General features: G+C 63.2%; 13 protein-coding genes and 1 tRNA gene. 3 read left to right on the forward strand and 11 right to left on the reverse strand.

The genetic code is table 11. From position 1 onward, the window contains the following. Positions 1 to 44 precede the first annotated feature (44 nt). From M1B34_RS31075 to leuC, 3 genes are all read right to left on the reverse strand, one after another. The gene (locus M1B34_RS31075; protein WP_268267115.1) at positions 45 to 809 is read right to left on the reverse strand and encodes a class I SAM-dependent methyltransferase; all 765 of its coding nucleotides are present in this window, start codon (positions 807 to 809) and stop codon (positions 45 to 47) included. Positions 810 to 905: 96 nt separating this feature from the next. Next, complete coding sequence (gene leuD / locus M1B34_RS31080) at positions 906 to 1550, reverse strand: 3-isopropylmalate dehydratase small subunit (protein ID WP_268261899.1); 645 nt, start codon at positions 1548 to 1550, stop codon at positions 906 to 908. Between the two features lie 10 nt (positions 1551 to 1560). Continuing rightward, positions 1561 to 2979, reverse strand: a complete 1419-nt coding sequence (gene leuC, locus M1B34_RS31085) for a 3-isopropylmalate dehydratase large subunit (RefSeq protein WP_268267116.1) — start codon at positions 2977 to 2979, stop codon at positions 1561 to 1563. A 152-nt stretch (positions 2980 to 3131) separates the two neighbouring features. On the opposite strand from leuC, the gene M1B34_RS31090 reads away from it, so the two are divergent. The 3 genes from M1B34_RS31090 (at position 3132) to M1B34_RS31100 (ending at position 9223) form a co-directional block, all read left to right on the forward strand. Then, on the forward strand, positions 3132 to 4037 hold the full coding sequence (locus M1B34_RS31090) for a LysR family transcriptional regulator (RefSeq protein ID WP_268267117.1): 906 nt from the start codon (positions 3132 to 3134) through the stop codon (positions 4035 to 4037). Positions 4038 to 4107: 70 nt separating this feature from the next. Next, the gene (locus M1B34_RS31095) at positions 4108 to 7386 is read left to right on the forward strand and encodes an EAL domain-containing protein (protein ID WP_123330801.1); all 3279 of its coding nucleotides are present in this window, start codon (positions 4108 to 4110) and stop codon (positions 7384 to 7386) included. Positions 7387 to 7531: 145 nt separating this feature from the next. After that, positions 7532 to 9223 (forward strand): molecular chaperone HscC, encoded by a 1692-nt coding sequence (locus M1B34_RS31100; protein WP_268261900.1) that lies wholly within the window; start codon positions 7532 to 7534, stop codon positions 9221 to 9223. 5 nt (positions 9224 to 9228) lie between these two features. On the opposite strand, the gene M1B34_RS31105 is transcribed toward M1B34_RS31100, so the two are convergent. The 8 genes from M1B34_RS31105 to M1B34_RS31140 all read right to left on the reverse strand — a co-directional run bounded on the left by M1B34_RS31105 (position 9229) and on the right by M1B34_RS31140 (position 16698). Beyond that, positions 9229 to 11940, reverse strand: a complete 2712-nt coding sequence (locus M1B34_RS31105) for a DUF805 domain-containing protein (protein WP_268267118.1) — start codon at positions 11938 to 11940, stop codon at positions 9229 to 9231. Next, the gene (locus tag M1B34_RS31110; RefSeq protein WP_268267119.1) at positions 11937 to 12641 is read right to left on the reverse strand and encodes a DUF1266 domain-containing protein; all 705 of its coding nucleotides are present in this window, start codon (positions 12639 to 12641) and stop codon (positions 11937 to 11939) included. The genes M1B34_RS31105 and M1B34_RS31110 overlap by 4 nt, the downstream gene beginning before the upstream one ends. A 218-nt stretch (positions 12642 to 12859) precedes the next feature. After that, the gene (locus M1B34_RS31115) at positions 12860 to 13306 is read right to left on the reverse strand and encodes an Hsp20 family protein (RefSeq protein WP_123330793.1); all 447 of its coding nucleotides are present in this window, start codon (positions 13304 to 13306) and stop codon (positions 12860 to 12862) included. 114 nt (positions 13307 to 13420) lie between these two features. Beyond that, entirely contained in the window at positions 13421 to 14380 is a 960-nt protein-coding gene (locus tag M1B34_RS31120) for a tRNA dihydrouridine synthase (RefSeq protein ID WP_268261903.1), read from the reverse strand. Positions 14381 to 14546: 166 nt separating this feature from the next. Continuing rightward, positions 14547 to 14990 carry an acyl-CoA thioesterase gene (locus M1B34_RS31125; protein ID WP_123330789.1) on the reverse strand — a complete coding sequence of 148 codons (444 nt, stop codon included), beginning with the start codon at positions 14988 to 14990 and terminating at the stop codon, positions 14547 to 14549. Positions 14991 to 15036: 46 nt separating this feature from the next. Next, positions 15037 to 15870, reverse strand: coding sequence for an alpha/beta fold hydrolase (locus tag M1B34_RS31130; protein ID WP_123330787.1), 834 nt, complete (start codon positions 15868 to 15870; stop codon positions 15037 to 15039). Positions 15871 to 15899: 29 nt separating this feature from the next. Continuing rightward, positions 15900 to 16439 (reverse strand): TetR/AcrR family transcriptional regulator, encoded by a 540-nt coding sequence (locus M1B34_RS31135; RefSeq protein WP_268267120.1) that lies wholly within the window; start codon positions 16437 to 16439, stop codon positions 15900 to 15902. Positions 16440 to 16621: 182 nt separating this feature from the next. Then, positions 16622 to 16698: transfer RNA gene (locus M1B34_RS31140), tRNA-Glu, on the reverse strand. Positions 16699 to 16843 lie beyond the last annotated feature (145 nt).

The following is a 16843-nucleotide window of genomic DNA, read 5'->3' on the forward strand; positions in this document are numbered from 1 at the left end:
TCGTTTGCTCTGTCGGCGCGCCCGCAGGCGCACCCGGAAAAATGTTATCGCTCGGCCCACAGCACCAGTACATCAGTACTGAACGAACCATCGGCCTCAATCTCAAAATATTCGCGCACTTCATTGCCCATCGCCTGCTGCAGCTCGCGAATCGCCACACGCAAAGCCGCCGGCGTGCGCATGCGTTCTACCCAGGAGTTGTACTCCAGACGCAGGCGCTGACGAGCGCTGCTGCGGGTATGCAAACCCGCTTCGCTGACCTGACGCAACCACTCGCCGGCCGAATAATCGCGCACATGGCTGGTGTCGCGCAGCACTTCGACGCTTTGCAGGTAGGTATCGAGCAACGGACTGCCCGGAGACATGACGTCGATAAAGGCCGCCACGCCGCCCGGCTTCAAGACCCGACGCACTTCCCGCAAGGCCAGCCCCAGGTCGCTCCAATGGTGCGCCGAATAGCGGCTGAACACGAAATCGAATTCGCCATCGGCAAAGGGCAACCGCTCAGCGGCGCCGAGCACGGTCTGGATATTCCCCAACCCGCGCTCCCCCGCCGCGCCCGCCACCACATCCAGCATCTGCTGGGAGAGGTCGTAAGCCACAACCTCCTTGACCAGCGGCGCCACATGAAAGCTGACGTGACCCGCGCCACAGCCCAGGTCCAGCACCCGGGCATGGCCCTGGCCGGCCAGCGCCGCCTGCAACAGGGCAAACTCGGCACCCTGGGCGTGCACGGCGCTGCTCAGGTAGGCCGAGGCCTGTTCACCAAACTGCTTTTGTACCACTTGGCTGTGGGCGTTGCTGGTCATGGTGGAGTCCTTGTTTGACAGGGGGTGCAGCGTTCGCTGGCAAGCCAGCTCCTACACCACAAATCCGTAGGAGCCGGCTTGCCGGCGATCAGGCAATCAGGCGTCGCGGAACAACCAGGGCTGGCTGGCCCGGTGCTTGGCTTCAAAGGTGGCGATGGCGTCGCCGTCCTGCAAAGTCAGGCCGATGTCGTCGAGGCCATTGAGCAGGCAATGCTTGCGGAACGCGTCGATCTCGAAGCTCAGCACTTTGCCGTCAGGACGGGTCACGGTCTGGGCAGCCAGGTCGATCTGCAACTGGTAACCCGGGTTGCCTTCGACCTGCTGGAACAGTTCGTCCACTTCTGCGTCGCTCAAAATGATCGGCAACAGGCCGTTCTTGAAGCTGTTGTTGAAGAAGATGTCGGCATAGCTCGGCGCGATGATGCTACGGAAACCGTACTCTTCCAGGGCCCAAGGCGCGTGTTCACGGCTGGAGCCGCAACCGAAGTTTTCCCGTGCCAGCAACACGCTGGCACCTTGGTAACGCTCGGCGTTCAACACAAAATCTTTGTTCAACGGACGCTTGGAGTTGTCCTGATAGGGCTGCCCCACGTCCAGGTAACGCCACTCGTCGAACAGGTTCGGACCAAAGCCGGTGCGCTTGATCGACTTGAGGAATTGCTTGGGAATGATCTGGTCGGTGTCGACGTTGGCACGATCCAAAGGCGCGACAAGACCGGTGTGCTGGGTAAAAGCTTTCATGCTGCGCTCCTTAGATCAATTCACGGACGTCGACGAAACGGCCGGTGACGGCGGCGGCGGCGGCCATGGCCGGGCTCACCAGGTGGGTACGCCCACCGGCACCCTGGCGCCCTTCGAAGTTGCGGTTGGAGGTCGACGCGCAATGCTCGCCGGACTCCAGGCGGTCCGGGTTCATCGCCAGGCACATCGAGCAACCCGGCTCACGCCATTCGAAACCGGCTTCGAGGAAGATCTTGTCCAGGCCTTCCGACTCGGCCTGAGCCTTGACCAGGCCTGAACCCGGCACAACGATCGCCTGCTTGATGGTGGAGGCCACTTTGCGACCCTTGGCAATCACCGCCGCGGCACGCAAGTCTTCGATCCGCGAGTTGGTGCACGAACCGATGAAAACCCGATCCAGCTGGATGTCGGTGATCGCTTGGTTGGCGGTCAAACCCATGTATTTCAAGGCACGGACGATGGAGTCACGCTTGACCAGATCCATTTCCTTGGCCGGGTCCGGCACGCTCTGATCCACGGCGAGGACCATTTCCGGCGAAGTGCCCCAGCTGACTTGCGGCTTGATCTGCGCCGCATCGAGTTCGACAACGGTGTCGAACTTGGCATCGGCATCAGACACCAGGTCTTTCCAGGCCTCGACGGCCAGGTCCCATTCCTCGCCTTTCGGGGCGAACGGGCGACCCTTGACGTAAGCCACGGTCTTTTCGTCCGCGGCTACCAGACCCACACGGGCACCGGCTTCGATGGACATGTTGCAGATGGTCATGCGGCCTTCGACCGACAGCTCGCGAATCGCGCTGCCGGCGAATTCGATGGCGTGGCCGTTGCCGCCGGCGGTGCCGATCTTGCCGATCACTGCGAGCACAATGTCCTTGGCCGTCACGCCAAAGGGCAAGGTGCCTTCAACCGACACCAGCATGTTCTTCATTTTCTTGGCCACCAGGCACTGGGTGGCGAGCACATGCTCCACCTCGGACGTGCCGATGCCGTGGGCCAAGGCGCCGAACGCACCGTGGGTCGAGGTGTGGGAGTCGCCGCAAACCACGGTCATGCCAGGCAAGGTCGCGCCCTGCTCCGGGCCGATCACGTGGACGATGCCCTGGCGCACGTCGTTCATCTTGAATTCGACGATGCCGTATTCATCACAGTTGTCATCGAGGGTCTGCACCTGCAGGCGCGAAACCTGGTCGGCAATCGCTTCGATCCCGCCCTTGCGCTCCGGCGTGGTCGGTACGTTGTGGTCCGGGGTGGCGATGTTGGCATCGATACGCCACGGCTTGCGCCCGGCCAGGCGCAGGCCTTCAAAGGCTTGCGGCGAGGTCACTTCGTGGATGATGTGACGATCGATGTAGATCAGCGCCGAACCATCGTCGCGCTGTTTGACCAAATGCGAATCCCAGAGCTTGTCGTAGAGCGTTTTGCCGGCCATCAGACGTTTCCTCATCAGCTTGTTTCTATGCCCCGGGTCATTGCTGACACCTCTCAATAACCCCTTGGCTTGTGAGGCTGATGCTATGGCGTTACATTAAATAACTCAAATTCATATTTTTCATGCTTTGGATAACCAACTGGAATACGACCATGGACCTGGCCAACCTCAATGCCTTTATCGCCATTGCCGAGACGGGCAGCTTTTCCGGCGCCGGTGAACGCCTGCACCTGACGCAGCCGGCCATCAGCAAGCGCATCGCCGGGCTGGAGCAACAACTCAATGTGCGCCTGTTCGACCGCCTGGGGCGGGAGATCGGCTTGACCGAGGCCGGCCGCGCCCTGCTGCCCCGGGCCTACCAGATCATCAACGTGCTGGATGACACCCGTCGGGCCCTGACCAACCTCACCGGCGAAGTCAGCGGGCGCCTGACCCTGGCCACCAGTCACCACATCGGCCTGCACCGCTTGCCGCCCCTGCTGCGGGCCTTTACCCGGCAATACCCGGACGTGGCTCTGGACATCCAGTTCCTGGACTCGGAAGTGGCCTATGAAGAAATCCTCCATGGCCGGGCCGAACTGGCGGTGATCACCCTGGCCCCCGAGCCCCATAGCCTGGTCAAGGCCACCCCGGTGTGGACCGACCCGCTGGATTTCGTCGCCGCCCCGGAACACCCGCTGCTCAGCAACGGCCAGGTCAGCCTGGCGGACATTGCCCTGCACCCGGCGGTGTTCCCCGGCGGTAACACCTTTACCCACCATATTGTGCAGCGCCTGTTCGAAGCCCAGGGGCTGACCCCGAACATCGCCATGAGCACCAACTACCTGGAAACCATCAAGATGATGGTCTCCATTGGCCTGGCCTGGAGCGTCTTGCCACGCACCATGCTCGACGATCAGGTGGCGCGCATTCCATTGCCAGGCATACAACTCACACGCCAGCTAGGCTATATCCTGCACACCGAACGGACGCTGTCGAATGCCGCGCGGGCTTTCATGGCCTTACTGGATGCACAAGTCGATTTGCCAGGGACTCAGGCAATAGGAGCCCCGGCCTAAGCTGTGCTTTCCCGCTGGTCACTGGAACCCGCTGAGCCCAATGCACTAAACCGCTCTAGGCCTGCTGCCCATGCCCAAACCCGCTGATCGTATGCCTCCCATGCCACGCATTCATGCCGTCGATCCCAAGGAGTCGGAGCAAAGCTGGGAAAGCGCTCCGCAACTGCTCGCGGCGCTGAACGGCGCGCGGTTGGGCGCCTGGTATTGGGACATCGAGAGCGGGCAGATCAGTTGGTCCCGAGGCACCCAGGCGTTGTTCGGCTTCGATCCGCGCCAGCCCCTGCCGGAAAACCTCGAATACCTTGACCTGCTGGCCGTGGAAGACCGGGCCCGGACCGTCCGCGCCTTCCATTCGGTGCTGGCCGGGGCGCCGCTGGAACACGCCATGCATCACCGCATCCGCTGGCCCGATGGCAGCCTGCACTGGCTGGAAATCAATGGCAGCGTGTTGCCGGACAAACACGGAAAGCCGCGAATGATCGGGGTCATCCGCGAAATCACCCACCAGCGCCAGCGGGAAGCGGCCCTCAGCAGCTCGGAAAAACGCTTCGCCACCCTGTTTCACCTATGCCCCAACATGGTGCTGCTGACCCGCCTGGAAGACGGCCTGATCAGCGAAGCCAACCGTTACTTCGAAAGCCTGTTTGGCTGGCCGGCCCAGGACGTGATTGGCCGCACCACCCTGGAAATCGGCCTGTGGGTCAACCCGGAGCAGCGTGCGCAGCTGATCAAGGCAGTACAGAAGAAGGGCCAGGCCGCCAGCCTGGAAGTCCAGCTGCAAGCCAGCAACGGCCAGATCCACGACGGCATCCTCAGTGCACAGAAGGTCGAACTGGAAGGCCAGGCCTACCTGCTCAGCACCTTCCTCGACACCAGCGAACGCAAACGCTCCGAGCAGGCCCTGAAAGACAGCCAGGAACGCCTGGACCTGGCCCTGGACTCGGCGCAATTGGGCACCTGGGACTGGCACATCCCCAGCGGCCTGCTCTACGGCTCGGCCCGGGCCGCGCAGTTGCATGGCCTGGAGCCGGTACCATTCCATGAATCCTTCGAGGCGTTTTTCGAAGGCGTGCCCGATGAAGAACGCGACACCATGCGCAACGCCTACCGCAGCCTGCGTGAAGGCCCAGCCGGCAATTACCAACTGACCTACCGGGTGCAACTGGGCGACGGCAGCTCCCGTTACCTGGAGAGCCGCGCCCGCCTGTATCGCGACGAGCAAGGCAACCCACTGCGCATGGCCGGCACCCTGCTGGACATCACCGAGCAGGTGGAGCGCGAGCAGCGCCTGATCACCTCCGAGGAAAAATTCGCCAGCCTGTTCCAGGTCAGCCCCGACCCGATCTGCGTGACGCTTCTGGAAACCGGGCAGTTCATCGAGATCAATTCCAGCTTCACCCAGACCTTCGGCTGGACGGTCGACGAGGTGCTCAACCGCAGCGCCGAGCAGATCGGCCTCTGGGACGACTCCGCCCAGCGTCTGCAGCGGGTCCAGCAGGTGATCCGCGAGCAGGCCCTGAACAATGTCGCGGTGGTGGTGCACCACAAGAACGGCGAAGCCCTAACCTGCATCATTTCCAGCCGCCAGATCACCGTGGACAAGCAGCCCTGCATCGTCACCACCCTGCGCGACATCACCCAGCAGCAACGTTCCGAAGCGGCCCTGAAGGCCAGCGAGGAAAAATTCGCCAAGGCTTTTCACTCCAGCCCCGACGCCATCACCATCACCGAACGCGAGACCGGGCGCTACCTGGAGGTCAATGACGGTTTCTGCCGCCTGACCGGCTACCGCAGCGAGGAAGTCATCGGCCGCACCCTGTACCGGGTCGGCTTGTGGGCCGAGGAAAGCCAATTGGCGCTGCTGATGGCCGAACTCAAGCTCAAGGGCCGGGTGCATCACCTGGAAATGCTCGGGCGCAACAAGCGCGGGGAAATCCTCACGGTCGAGGTCTCGGTGGAGCCCATCACCCTGAATGAAACCGCCTGCCTGCTGCTGACCGCCCGTGATATCAGCCTATTGAAGAACGCCCAGGCGCAAATCCGCCACCTGGCCTATCACGACCCGCTGACCAACCTGCCCAACCGCGCGCTGCTGATGGACCGTCTGAGCCAGCAGATCGCCCTGCTCAAACGCCACAACCTGCGGGGCGCCCTGTTGTTCCTCGACCTGGACCACTTCAAGCACATCAACGACTCCCTCGGCCACCCAGTGGGCGATACCGTGCTGAAAATCATCACTGCCCGGCTCGAGGCCAGCGTGCGCATGGAAGACACCGTGGCGCGCCTGGGCGGCGACGAGTTCGTGGTCCTGCTCAGCGGCCTGGAAGGCACCCGCAGCGAGGTCAGCGAACAGGTCCGCGAGCTGGCCGGCACCCTGCGCGAACTGCTGTCGGAGCCGATGTTCCTCGACGGCCAACGCCTGCAAGTCACCCCGAGCATTGGCGTGGCGCTGATCCCCGATCACGGTTCGACCCCCACCGACCTGCTCAAACGTGCCGACATCGCCCTGTATCGGGCCAAGGATTCCGGGCGCAACACCACCCAGATGTTCCACAGCACCATGCAAAAAGCCGCCAGTGAGCGCCTGCGCATGGAGACCGACCTGCGCCTGGCCCTCACCCGCGGCGAATTCAGCGTGCATTTCCAGCCCCAGGTCGACGCCCGGGACAACCGCATCGTCGGAGCCGAAGCCCTGGTGCGCTGGCAGCACCCGGAACTGGGGGCGCAATCGCCCACCGAGTTCATCAAGGTCCTGGAAGACAGCGGGCTGATCCTTGAGGTCGGCACCTGGATCCTCGACGAAGCCTGCCTGGCCTTCAGCCAACTGATCGCTGAAGGGCTGATCGACCCCCTGCATTTCAGCCTGTGCGTGAACATCAGCCCGCGGCAGTTTCGCCAAAGCGATTTTGTCGAGCGCATCGAGCACTGCCTGCATCACTACCGGCTGCCGTCTGCGTTGCTGAAGCTGGAAATCACCGAAGGCATCGTGATCCAGAACCTGGAAGACACCATCAACAAGATGCGTCGCCTGAAGAAGCTCGGCATCAGCTTTGCCATGGATGATTTCGGCACCGGCTATTCCTCCCTGACGTACCTCAAGCGCCTGCCGGTGGACACCCTGAAAATCGACCAGTCGTTTGTTCGCGATGCCACCCACGACCCGAACGACGCGGAAATCATCCGCGCCATTGTCGCCATGGCCCGCAGCCTGCAACTCAAGGTCATCGCCGAAGGCGTGGAAACCCCACAACAACTGGAGTTTCTCCAGGGCCTGGACTGCCACCTGTACCAGGGCTACCTGCACAGCCGGCCCCTGCCGCTCTCGGCCTTCAGGTTGCTGCTGCGTTAATCGCGCCCTTGCCGCCCCATCCTCCGCGCCCCGGCTTGATACCCGCGGCGGCGCGGCGATTGCCAGGTTTTCAGGCAACCTGTAGGGTCGCTTTTTTCGCCGCGCCGAGCCGTTTGTCGGCGGCACCTTACGCAAGAGAGCCCAGATGCAGGATGCAATCCCCTCCCCCAGCCCCTTGCTCGGCATTGACCTGGGCACCACCAACAGCCTGATCGCCATCTGGCAGGACGCTCAGGCCCAACTGATCCCCAATGCCCTCGGCGAGGTGCTGACGCCCTCAGTGGTCAGCCTCGACGAAGACGGCAGCATCCTGGTGGGCAAGGCCGCCAGGGCGCGCCTGACCACGCACCCGGAACGCACGGTGGCAGCGTTCAAGCGCTTTATGGGCAGCGACAAGCGCTTCGAACTCGGCGGCCAATCCTTCAGCCCCGAGGAGTTGTCGGCCCTGGTGCTCGGCGCCCTCAAGCAAGACGCCGAAGCCTGGCTCGGGCGCCCGGTCAGCGAAGCGGTGATCTCGGTCCCGGCGTACTTCAGCGACGAACAGCGCAAGCGCACGATCTTTGCCGCCGAACTGGCGGGCCTCAAGGTCCAGCGCCTGATCAACGAACCCACCGCTGCCGCCATGGCCTACGGCCTGCATGAGCAGAAGTTCGAACGCACCCTGATCTTCGACTTGGGCGGCGGCACCTTCGACGTCACTGTGCTTGAGTACGCCTTGCCGCTGATCGAAGTCCACGCCTCCACCGGCGATAACTTCCTCGGCGGCGAAGACTTCACCGCTGCCCTGCTGCAAGCCTGCCTCAAGGACTGGCAACTGAGCTCGGCCAGCCTGGATGCCCAGGCGCTGGCCAGCCTCGGTGATGCCCTCGAACAGCTCAAGTGCACACTCGGCGAAGGCCCGCAGACGCTGAGCTGGAATGGCCTGGGCGGTACGCGCGAATGGGCCCTGGATGAAGCCCGGGCGCTGAAAATCTACGAACCCCTGCTGGCCCGCCTGCGCGCACCGATCGAACAAGCCCTGCGCGATGCCCGGCTGCGCCCCCGGGACCTCGACAGCCTGGTGCTGGTGGGCGGTGCCACGCGCATGCCGGCGGTGCAACAACTGGTGGCCACGCTGTTCGGACGTTTGCCGTACCGCCACCTCGACCCGGACACCATCGTCGCCCTGGGTGCCGCCAGCCAGGCCGCCTGCAAAGCCCGGGACCAAGCCATCGAGGAACTGATCCTGACTGACGTCTGCCCCTACACCCTGGGGATTTCCTCGGTGCGCGGTGATGACGTCAGTGGCGCCTTCTCGCCGATCATAGAACGCAATACGGTGATTCCCACCTCACGGGTGCAGCGCTTCTACAGCACCCATGCGCAGCAGAAGCTGATCCGGATCCAGGTCTATCAGGGCGAACGCCCTTGGGTACGGGACAACATCTTTATCGACGGTTTCGATGTGCCGCTGCCGCCCACCGGGGAGATCCAGGCCCTGGATGTGCGCTTCAGCTACGACATCAACGGCTTGCTCGAAGTGGACGTGACCCTGCTGGCCAACGGCGAGCGCCACAGCCACAGCATCGACCGCAGCCCCACCGGCCTTGACCTGCAAGCCCGGCAGAACAGCCATGAACGGCTGGCGGCGCTGAAAATCCACCCCCGCGACGCCTTGCCCAACCGCACCCTGGTGGCCCGCCTGGAACGGGCCTGGATGCAGAGCCTGGGCGATGAGCGCGCGCAGATCGGCGCCTGGCTGGAGCAGTTCAACAGCGTCCTGGGTCGCCAGCACGCCCCGGACATCAGCAGCCTGCGCCAGCGCCTCAACGACACCCTGGACGAACTGCGGCTCTGAGCCCCTCAGCCATTCAGGCGGCGCAACGCCGCCTGCAGGCCACCCTGCAAGGCATTCCGATCACCGTTGGGCGGCACGCCGTAACGGTTGGGCAGGCTGTCACTGGGCGCCACCAGCATCAGCAACGGCAGGAAGGGCAGCGCCGGGGTTAGCACCAGGCAGATCAACAGCGTGGGCAGTCCCCGGCCCATGTCGTGCAAACGACGCAAACAAACGCCAAATAGCGCCAACACCCCCAACAGCAGAATCGCCAGGCCCAGCGGCACGCTGCCACACATCAGCGCCGCCCAGGGAGTCAGCAGCCCACAGCCCAGCACCTGCCAGAAGAACGGCCCCTGCGCCAGGCGCGTGCCCAGACGCCACATGGCCAGCGGCGAAGCCGGTTGAGTGTCGGCCTTGGCCAACAGCAAGCGTTCGCACCAGGACAGCAAGGCGGTCAGCGCAAAGCGCAAGCCGATGCTGTGGGCCGTATCGTCCTTGGCCCGCTGCAGTTTTTGCAGCAGTTTGCGCCGTGGAACGCCGGCGCTGCCGTATCGCACCAAGCCATTGAGGGTGTTCACCGCCAGGCTGAAGGCGCTGCTGTCAATGCCGTCGGCTTCCAGCACCGTGAGCGGCGGCCGGCTTGGCTGGCCCTTGATCAACCCGTCACGGAAGGCCTCGAACCAGTCACCGTCGCTGGTGACCCGGGCAATGTCCTTGAGCAAAGCCCGATGCTGCTCGGCGTCCAGCAGCGGGTCCTGGTACAGCACGCCCCAAAACAGCAAGGTGCCCAGGGCCTCGTCATTGAAGGGCTGGTCATCGCTGAGGTAGCAGGTGTACAGCGCCAGGTTGCTCGGCAACCTTGGGCTGTCGAGGGCTTGCTGCACGCTCATCAGGCGCTGGGCCAGCAGGCTTTGCACCGGGTCCTTGCTGTCCAGCCAGCCGAGCAGACCGAACAGGCCGCTTTGCTCCGCCGGTAAACGCTGCAACACCGACAACAGGCGAGCCAAAGGATGGCTCGCAGTCACCGTCAAGCTGGCGAGGCTATCGAGGCCGGTCAGTTCCAGCCAGCGCTCGGGTTGCTGCAACAGACCGGTGAGAAACAGGGTCTGGCGATGCCAAGACCAGGCGTCCTGGGCGGACGACATCGTCGGCAAGTACACACCCTGACGGCCCAGGTCGATCCAGAGCTCCAGCTCACTGCCCTCAGCGCTCTGCCGGGCCGGCTCGAAAACCTCGGCAATCCGCTCCAGTGCCCGCGACTCGTAGGGCCGCCAGCGTTTCAGCCAGAGCAGGCACAACGCCCGAGGCTCGCCCTGGTTGAGCTCATGGGCCAGGTATGCATGGGCTGAATGGCTCTCGAGGAACGCCTTCAGGGCCAGGGGCACTGGCGCCTGGGTCAACCAGCACAGCAGTTGCTCGGCCTGGTACTTGAAGCCCTCCAACACCAGTTGTTCAAGCACATCCGTGCTGTCGGGCTCGGCCAGCAGCGCTTGCAGCAACGCCACGTCGCCTCGGTGCAGGGCCCAGGCATGCCGATACAAGCGTTGCAGGCTCGAATCCGTTTGATCGATGCACAGCTGCGCCAGCAACGGCCACTCATCAGCGCCCAGGCGCCAATCGACAAAGGCTCCGGCGAGGCCCTTGAGACGATGATTGTTCAAGCCGTACCAGCGGGCCAGGGTTTCCGGCCGCTGCGACGGGCTGCCGAACGCCTGCTCGACATCGCCCAGGCCCTGGGGCCAGGCGCGGAAATTTTCCAGGCGATCGAAGGCCTGGATCAACAAAGGTTGCCAAAGCGGCTGGCGCTCGGCACAGAGCCCGAGCAACCACGTGGCCGCCTGGGGATGCTGGTGCTGCTGCCAGAGCCTCGACCAGTGCTGCAGCGCCTGATGCGTCAGCCCCAACGCACTGGCCTGACAGGCCAGCAGATACAGCGCATCAGCGTCATCCGGGGCCTGTCGATGCCGTTCCTGGCAGAGTTCCAGCAGGCTTGGGCCGCCAATCCCGGCTAGGGAGCATTGCACCAGCAGGCGTTGCACAAAGGCCTCTTCCTGGGGCAAAGGCAGGCAGGTGTGCTGGCTGAAAAAAGCCACGAACTCGTGCAGCGGACGCTGCTGGTACAACTGCTCCAGGGTGCGCGTGTACCACAGAGTTTCCACCTGCGCGGCCGGCGACCATTGGCTCATTTGCGCGGTGTCGAACGGGTCGTCCTGCTCGATGCGCTGGAGAAACTGATCGATCTGCTGGGCGTGACCAAGGTCCAGTTGCAGCAACTGGCTGGACCAACCCAGGCGTCGCTCCAACAAGCGCGCACAGGCGTAGGACAGCGGGCCACAATCGATCAACGTGTGCAGTACCTGCCAACTGACCTGCTCCAGCGACTCCAGGGGCAGTTGGTCGAGTTGCTGGATAAAACCTTGCCAGGCGGCAGGATCGAAGCGCCGCGTCTCATCGTCGAGCAACCCGTTGAAATCGGCCAGGACCGGGGAAACCTCATCCGGCGGGGGATCGATCAAAGGGCTGTCGTCGCCCATCCCCTCATCCTCAGAGGCCTTATCAGCCGCCGCTTCTGCTTGCCGAGCGTATTGCAGCGCCGCTTCGTAAGCCTGGCGCAGGGCCTGGAAACCTTGCGGGTCGGTCTCGGGGTGATGCTCGGGCAGGCGCGCCCGGTAGGCACCGCGGATCACATCGTGGTCTTTGGTCGGCTCGATGCCGAGGCGAATCCAGCAGGTCATGACCAGTCGAACTCCTGCAGTGATGGCGGCCGCTCCGGAAAGGTCAGCGGCATGCCCCAAGGCAACTCGGCAAATAATGACCGGGCCTCGCGGAATAATTCGTGGGTGATGCCGAGGTTGTCGGCAAAACTGCCCTGCCGATCGAGCGCATGGCCCAGGTTCTCGTCGCTGTTGCCCAAGCATTTCCAGTAGGCACGGCCGACCAGGAACGCCGCGACGTACTGATTCCAGCTGTCGTAGTAATAACGCGCACGCACCGCCAGGCGACTGTGCAACCAGAGGCTGTCCTGCTCATCGAGCCAGCCTTTGAGCACACTGCAACGCAACAGAAAGCCCATGCGGCCCAGGTCCCAGGCCTGGATCCCGCCAGGGCCGCATTCGCCATAAGTGCGGCTGGCGTACTCGTAACAGGTGCGGTCGCGGGGGCTGAGGGTGTCGAGCAAGGCCTGCCACTCACTGGGCAGACAGCGCGCCCACTGCCGGTAGGCCGGTTCAAGCTCCCCGGCGTGCCCGTAGCCGGTCATCCTGCGAACCATCTCCAGCAACTCCTGGCGGTTGTGCAGGCCCCAACTCTGATCCAGCCCGACGTTGGTCGGCCGGGTGTAAAAGCTGGCCGAGGTGTAGCTGGGGTCTGAATTGGCGTTGAGGGCAACCATTGGCGCAGAAAGGGCGTACAGCCAATGCTGTTCTGTCTCTTCCATGAAAAACACTCCGGGCCAGTGAGGAACGGAACAGGGCTGGCCGCAAAAGCGCCGATTGTAGAGAGGCCGGCGGGCTGCGGTAAACACAAACCGCATGCCCGGCGACGGGGAAAAACCATAAAAAAGGCCCCGAACCAGTCGGGGCCTTTATGGCTTGAAGGGCGGGCCTCAGGCGGCTCGGGAACGGCCCGTACCCAACCCTTGGTCAACGCTCTGGCTTAGTGCTGCAGTACCGCTTGTTGCGCCCCATTGATCGGAATGCGCTTGGCCTTGGCCTCTTCCGGCACGATGCGCAACAGGTCGATATTCAACAGACCGTTGCTCAGGCCAGCGGCCTTGACCTCGATGTGGTCGGCCAGGCGGAAGGACAGTTTGAACGCCCGCTGGGCAATGCCCTGATGCAGGTAAGTGACGCTTTCATTGGCGTCACGCTTGCCGCCGCTGACGGTCAACACGCCTTTTTCCACTTGCAGCTCCAGGTCTTCTTCCTGGAAACCGGCGGCCGCAATGACGATGCGGTATTGGTCGTCAGCGTGTTTTTCAACGTTGTAGGGCGGGTAGCTGCTGCCGGGCTCGTTGCGCAGTGCCGATTCAAACAGGTCGTTGAAACGGTCGAAGCCAACAGAGGAACGGAACAGTGGTGCCAAAGAAAATGCGGTAGTCATGATCAATCTCCTGAAACTCAGCGAGTGGTTATCTCCGCGACCCGACTTCGGCATCGCGTAACACAGAGATAAGGATTGACCCGCAGGTTTCAAGAGGCTTTTTTTGAAAAATTTTCAGGCCGCAGCAGCGTCCGGCATGCCGAGCAAACGCCCGACCTGATCCAGGTCGGTTTCCCGGCGCATGGCCGTGAACAGCTCCACGGCTTCAGGGTAATTGCGCGTCAACATGGCCAGCCATTGCTTCAAACGCCCCGGTGCCGAGCGTGGCGTCAGTTGCTCGACGGCCTGCAACCAGAACGCCTGGAGCATGGGCTGCAGCTCGGCCCAGGTCATTTCCACCACCTCTTCACCGGCCCGTGCGGCAGCGATCTGCCGCGCCAGGTCAGGGCGCGACACCAGGCCGCGACCGAGCATGATGTCTTCCACGCCGCTGATTTCCCGGCAACGGCGCCAGTCTTCAACGCTCCAGATATCGCCGTTGGCGAACACCGGCACCTTGACCACGTCCTGCACCCGCGGAATCCACTCCCAATGGGCCGGCGGCTTGTAGCCGTCCGCCTTGGTCCGCGCGTGCACCACAATGTGCGCCGCGCCGCCTTCCGCCAGGGCCGTGGCACAGACCAGGGCGCCGTCCGGGCTGTCGAAGCCCAGGCGCATCTTGGCAGTGACCGGAATATGCGCCGGCACCGCACGGCGTACATGCTCGACGATCTGATTGAGCAGCTCGGGCTCTTTAAGCAGCACCGCCCCGCCCCGGGACTTGTTGACGGTCTTGGCCGGGCAGCCGAAGTTCAGGTCAATCACTTCGGAACCCAGTTCACAGGCCAGGGCGGCGTTTTCCGCCAGGCACACCGGGTCCGACCCCAACAGCTGAACGCGCAGCGGCACGCCGGCGGCGGTCTTGGCACCGTGCAGCAGTTCCGGGCCCAGCTTGTGGAAATAGGCAGGGGTCAGCAGGCGGTCGTTGACGCGGATGAACTCGGTCACGCACCAGTCAATACCGCCGACGCGGGTCAACACGTCCCGCAGGATGTTGTCGACCAACCCCTCCATGGGCGCCAAAGCAATTTGCATGAATCACACTCGATGAAAAAACGCGGGCAAAAAATCGTGGCGAAGTTTAATGGGTTTCTGACACCAGAAGGTATTCGTCTGACCGAGCACTGAAAAACCAGCGCACCGCAGGCGCCGGCTCGCCGACGATTGACGCCATCTCCCGCCAGCGCACCGCTACCCGCCTCTACGCCTCTTGGCGGATGTGCAAGGCCGGGCCATAGCCTTCCAGAAACTCGCTCGGCATGCGCTTGGGCTTGCCCGTGGAAAGCTCAATGCAGACAAAGGTGGTCTGGGCTCGCAGCAAGGTGGTGTTATCGCTCGGCCGCACCAGTTGGAAGTGCCGGGTCATCTTCAGCCGCTGATCCCAATCGACGATCCAGGTGGCCAACTGCAGCTCATCGCCTTCGTAGGCGGCGGCCAGGTAATCGATCTCGTGCCGCACCACCGCCATGGCCCGGTCCAGGCGCCGGTACTCGGTCAGGTCCAGGCCCAGGCGCTGTGAATGCCGCCAGGCACAACGCTCCAGCCACGTGACATACACCGCATTGTTGGCGTGGCCCAATCCATCGATGTCTTCAGCCGCCACCTGCAAGTCGATGACAAATGGCGTTGCCAGATCCCAGCCCATGCCCTACTCCCGGTCAGTTTTTTAACCGGGGCAGTGTAACGGAAGCTCAGGCGGATTGGCGCGCCTGGCGCTTGACGCCGTTGACCAGGGACAAAACCCCCTCGATCACCCGCGGATCGGCCAGCACCCGCTGGTGCCCACCCTGCTCCAGACGCAGCAGGCGGCTGTCGAACCAGGCCTGATGAATCAGTTCGGACTCATTGACCGACACGAACAAGTCGTCTTCGGCATGCACGATCAGCCCGGGCATGGTCAGTTGATAGTGCGCAACATCCAGATGGGCGGCACGCATGCCGACATCCCGCTCAATGCGGCGGATAAAGGCCGAACGCGCCCGAGGCGGCATGCCCATGTAGCGGGCAAACCCACTCAGGACCCCGAGGATCCGCGCCGGCGCCGCGATGCTGACCAGCGTCTCGGTGCGCAACCCCAACTGCACGGCCAACATGGCGCTGGCACCGCCCATGGAGTGGCCAATCACAGCATGCAAAGGTGGCAACTCCGCTGCGGCCTCAAGCATGGCCCGCGCAAACAGCACCACGTTCGCCTCGTGCCCCGGTGACCGCCCGTGAGCCGGGCCATCCAGGGCGACGGCGGTGTAGCCCGCCGCCACCAGTGCCTCGATCAGGCTGGCGAACTGCGTCGAGCGCCCTTCCCAGCCGTGCATCAACAACACGGTGGGGCCCTGGCCCCAGCGCAGGGCCGACAGCCCGAAGCGCAAGGTCATGCGCTCGGCACGCGCCAGCAACGGCAACTCCCAATCCCGCGGTGGCCGCTCGCGAGGCGTCATGAACAACACACGCATCTTGTTGGCCACCAGGCCCGGCGCCACCCAGCCCAAGGTACCGTTCACCCCACGAATCCACGTCAATGCACTCATCGCCAATCTCCTCGGGCCTGGGCCTCAGGTCACAGCACTGCCGACTTGGCAGCGCGCAGCAAACGATCCGACAACGCCCCCGCACCCAAGGCCCGCGCCAACGCCAATCCACCGACCATCAAGGCCAGGTCGGCGAGCACCTTGTCGGCCTCTTCCGGGGTGGTCGCCAATTGCGCGACCATCAGTTCCACGTGTTCATTCAAGGCCTGGCGAAACCCATCCGGCAGCCGCCCCAACTCACCGACCGAAGCTGGAATCGGGCACGCTTGCTCTGTGGAATCCCGGTGTTTGCGCGACAGATAAAACGCCGCGACCAAGGCCCGCCGCTCCTCGCCACTGAGCTCGGCGTCCATCTCGGCAATCAGGCCGCGACGCTGGGCCAGCAACTGGCTGAAGGCCTCCAGCATCAGCGCATCCTTGCTTTCAAAGTGCGCATAAAAGCCACCGACCGTCAGACCGGCAGCCCCCATGACCTCGCCCACACTTGGCTCGGCCGGCCCGCGCTGAATCAGCGCGGAACTGGCGGCCTGAAGAATCCGTTCGCGGGTTTGAGCTTTTTTATCGTTCATCGTTGCCTCCGAATATTACGAATAAAATATTATATTCATAATAAATTTTCGCAAGTCTTGAGTGTGACCGTCGGTCAGAACAACAGGGTAAGAAGAAAGAGAGAATTGGCTGAACGCCAGACAAACAAAAGGGCCATTCAATAATTGAATGACCCTTAAAAATCCCGCAGAGCGGGTAAACGTGGCGTCCCCTAGGGGACTCGAACCCCTGTTACCGCCGTGAAAGGGCGGTGGTCCTAGGCCACTAGACGAAGGGGACACACGTACAACATTCACTCCCCTACCGCGTTTTCGCTGTGTGCTTTACGCTGTAAGTGGCGCGCATTCTATGGATGGTTTGAGGGGTCGTCAACCCCCCTGATATAAATTTATTTAAATCAATACTTCGCCTGCTTTGCACCCGG

The sequence above is a fragment of the Pseudomonas morbosilactucae genome (assembly GCF_023241715.1).
GTDB classification, from domain to species: domain Bacteria; phylum Pseudomonadota; class Gammaproteobacteria; order Pseudomonadales; family Pseudomonadaceae; genus Aquipseudomonas; species Aquipseudomonas morbosilactucae.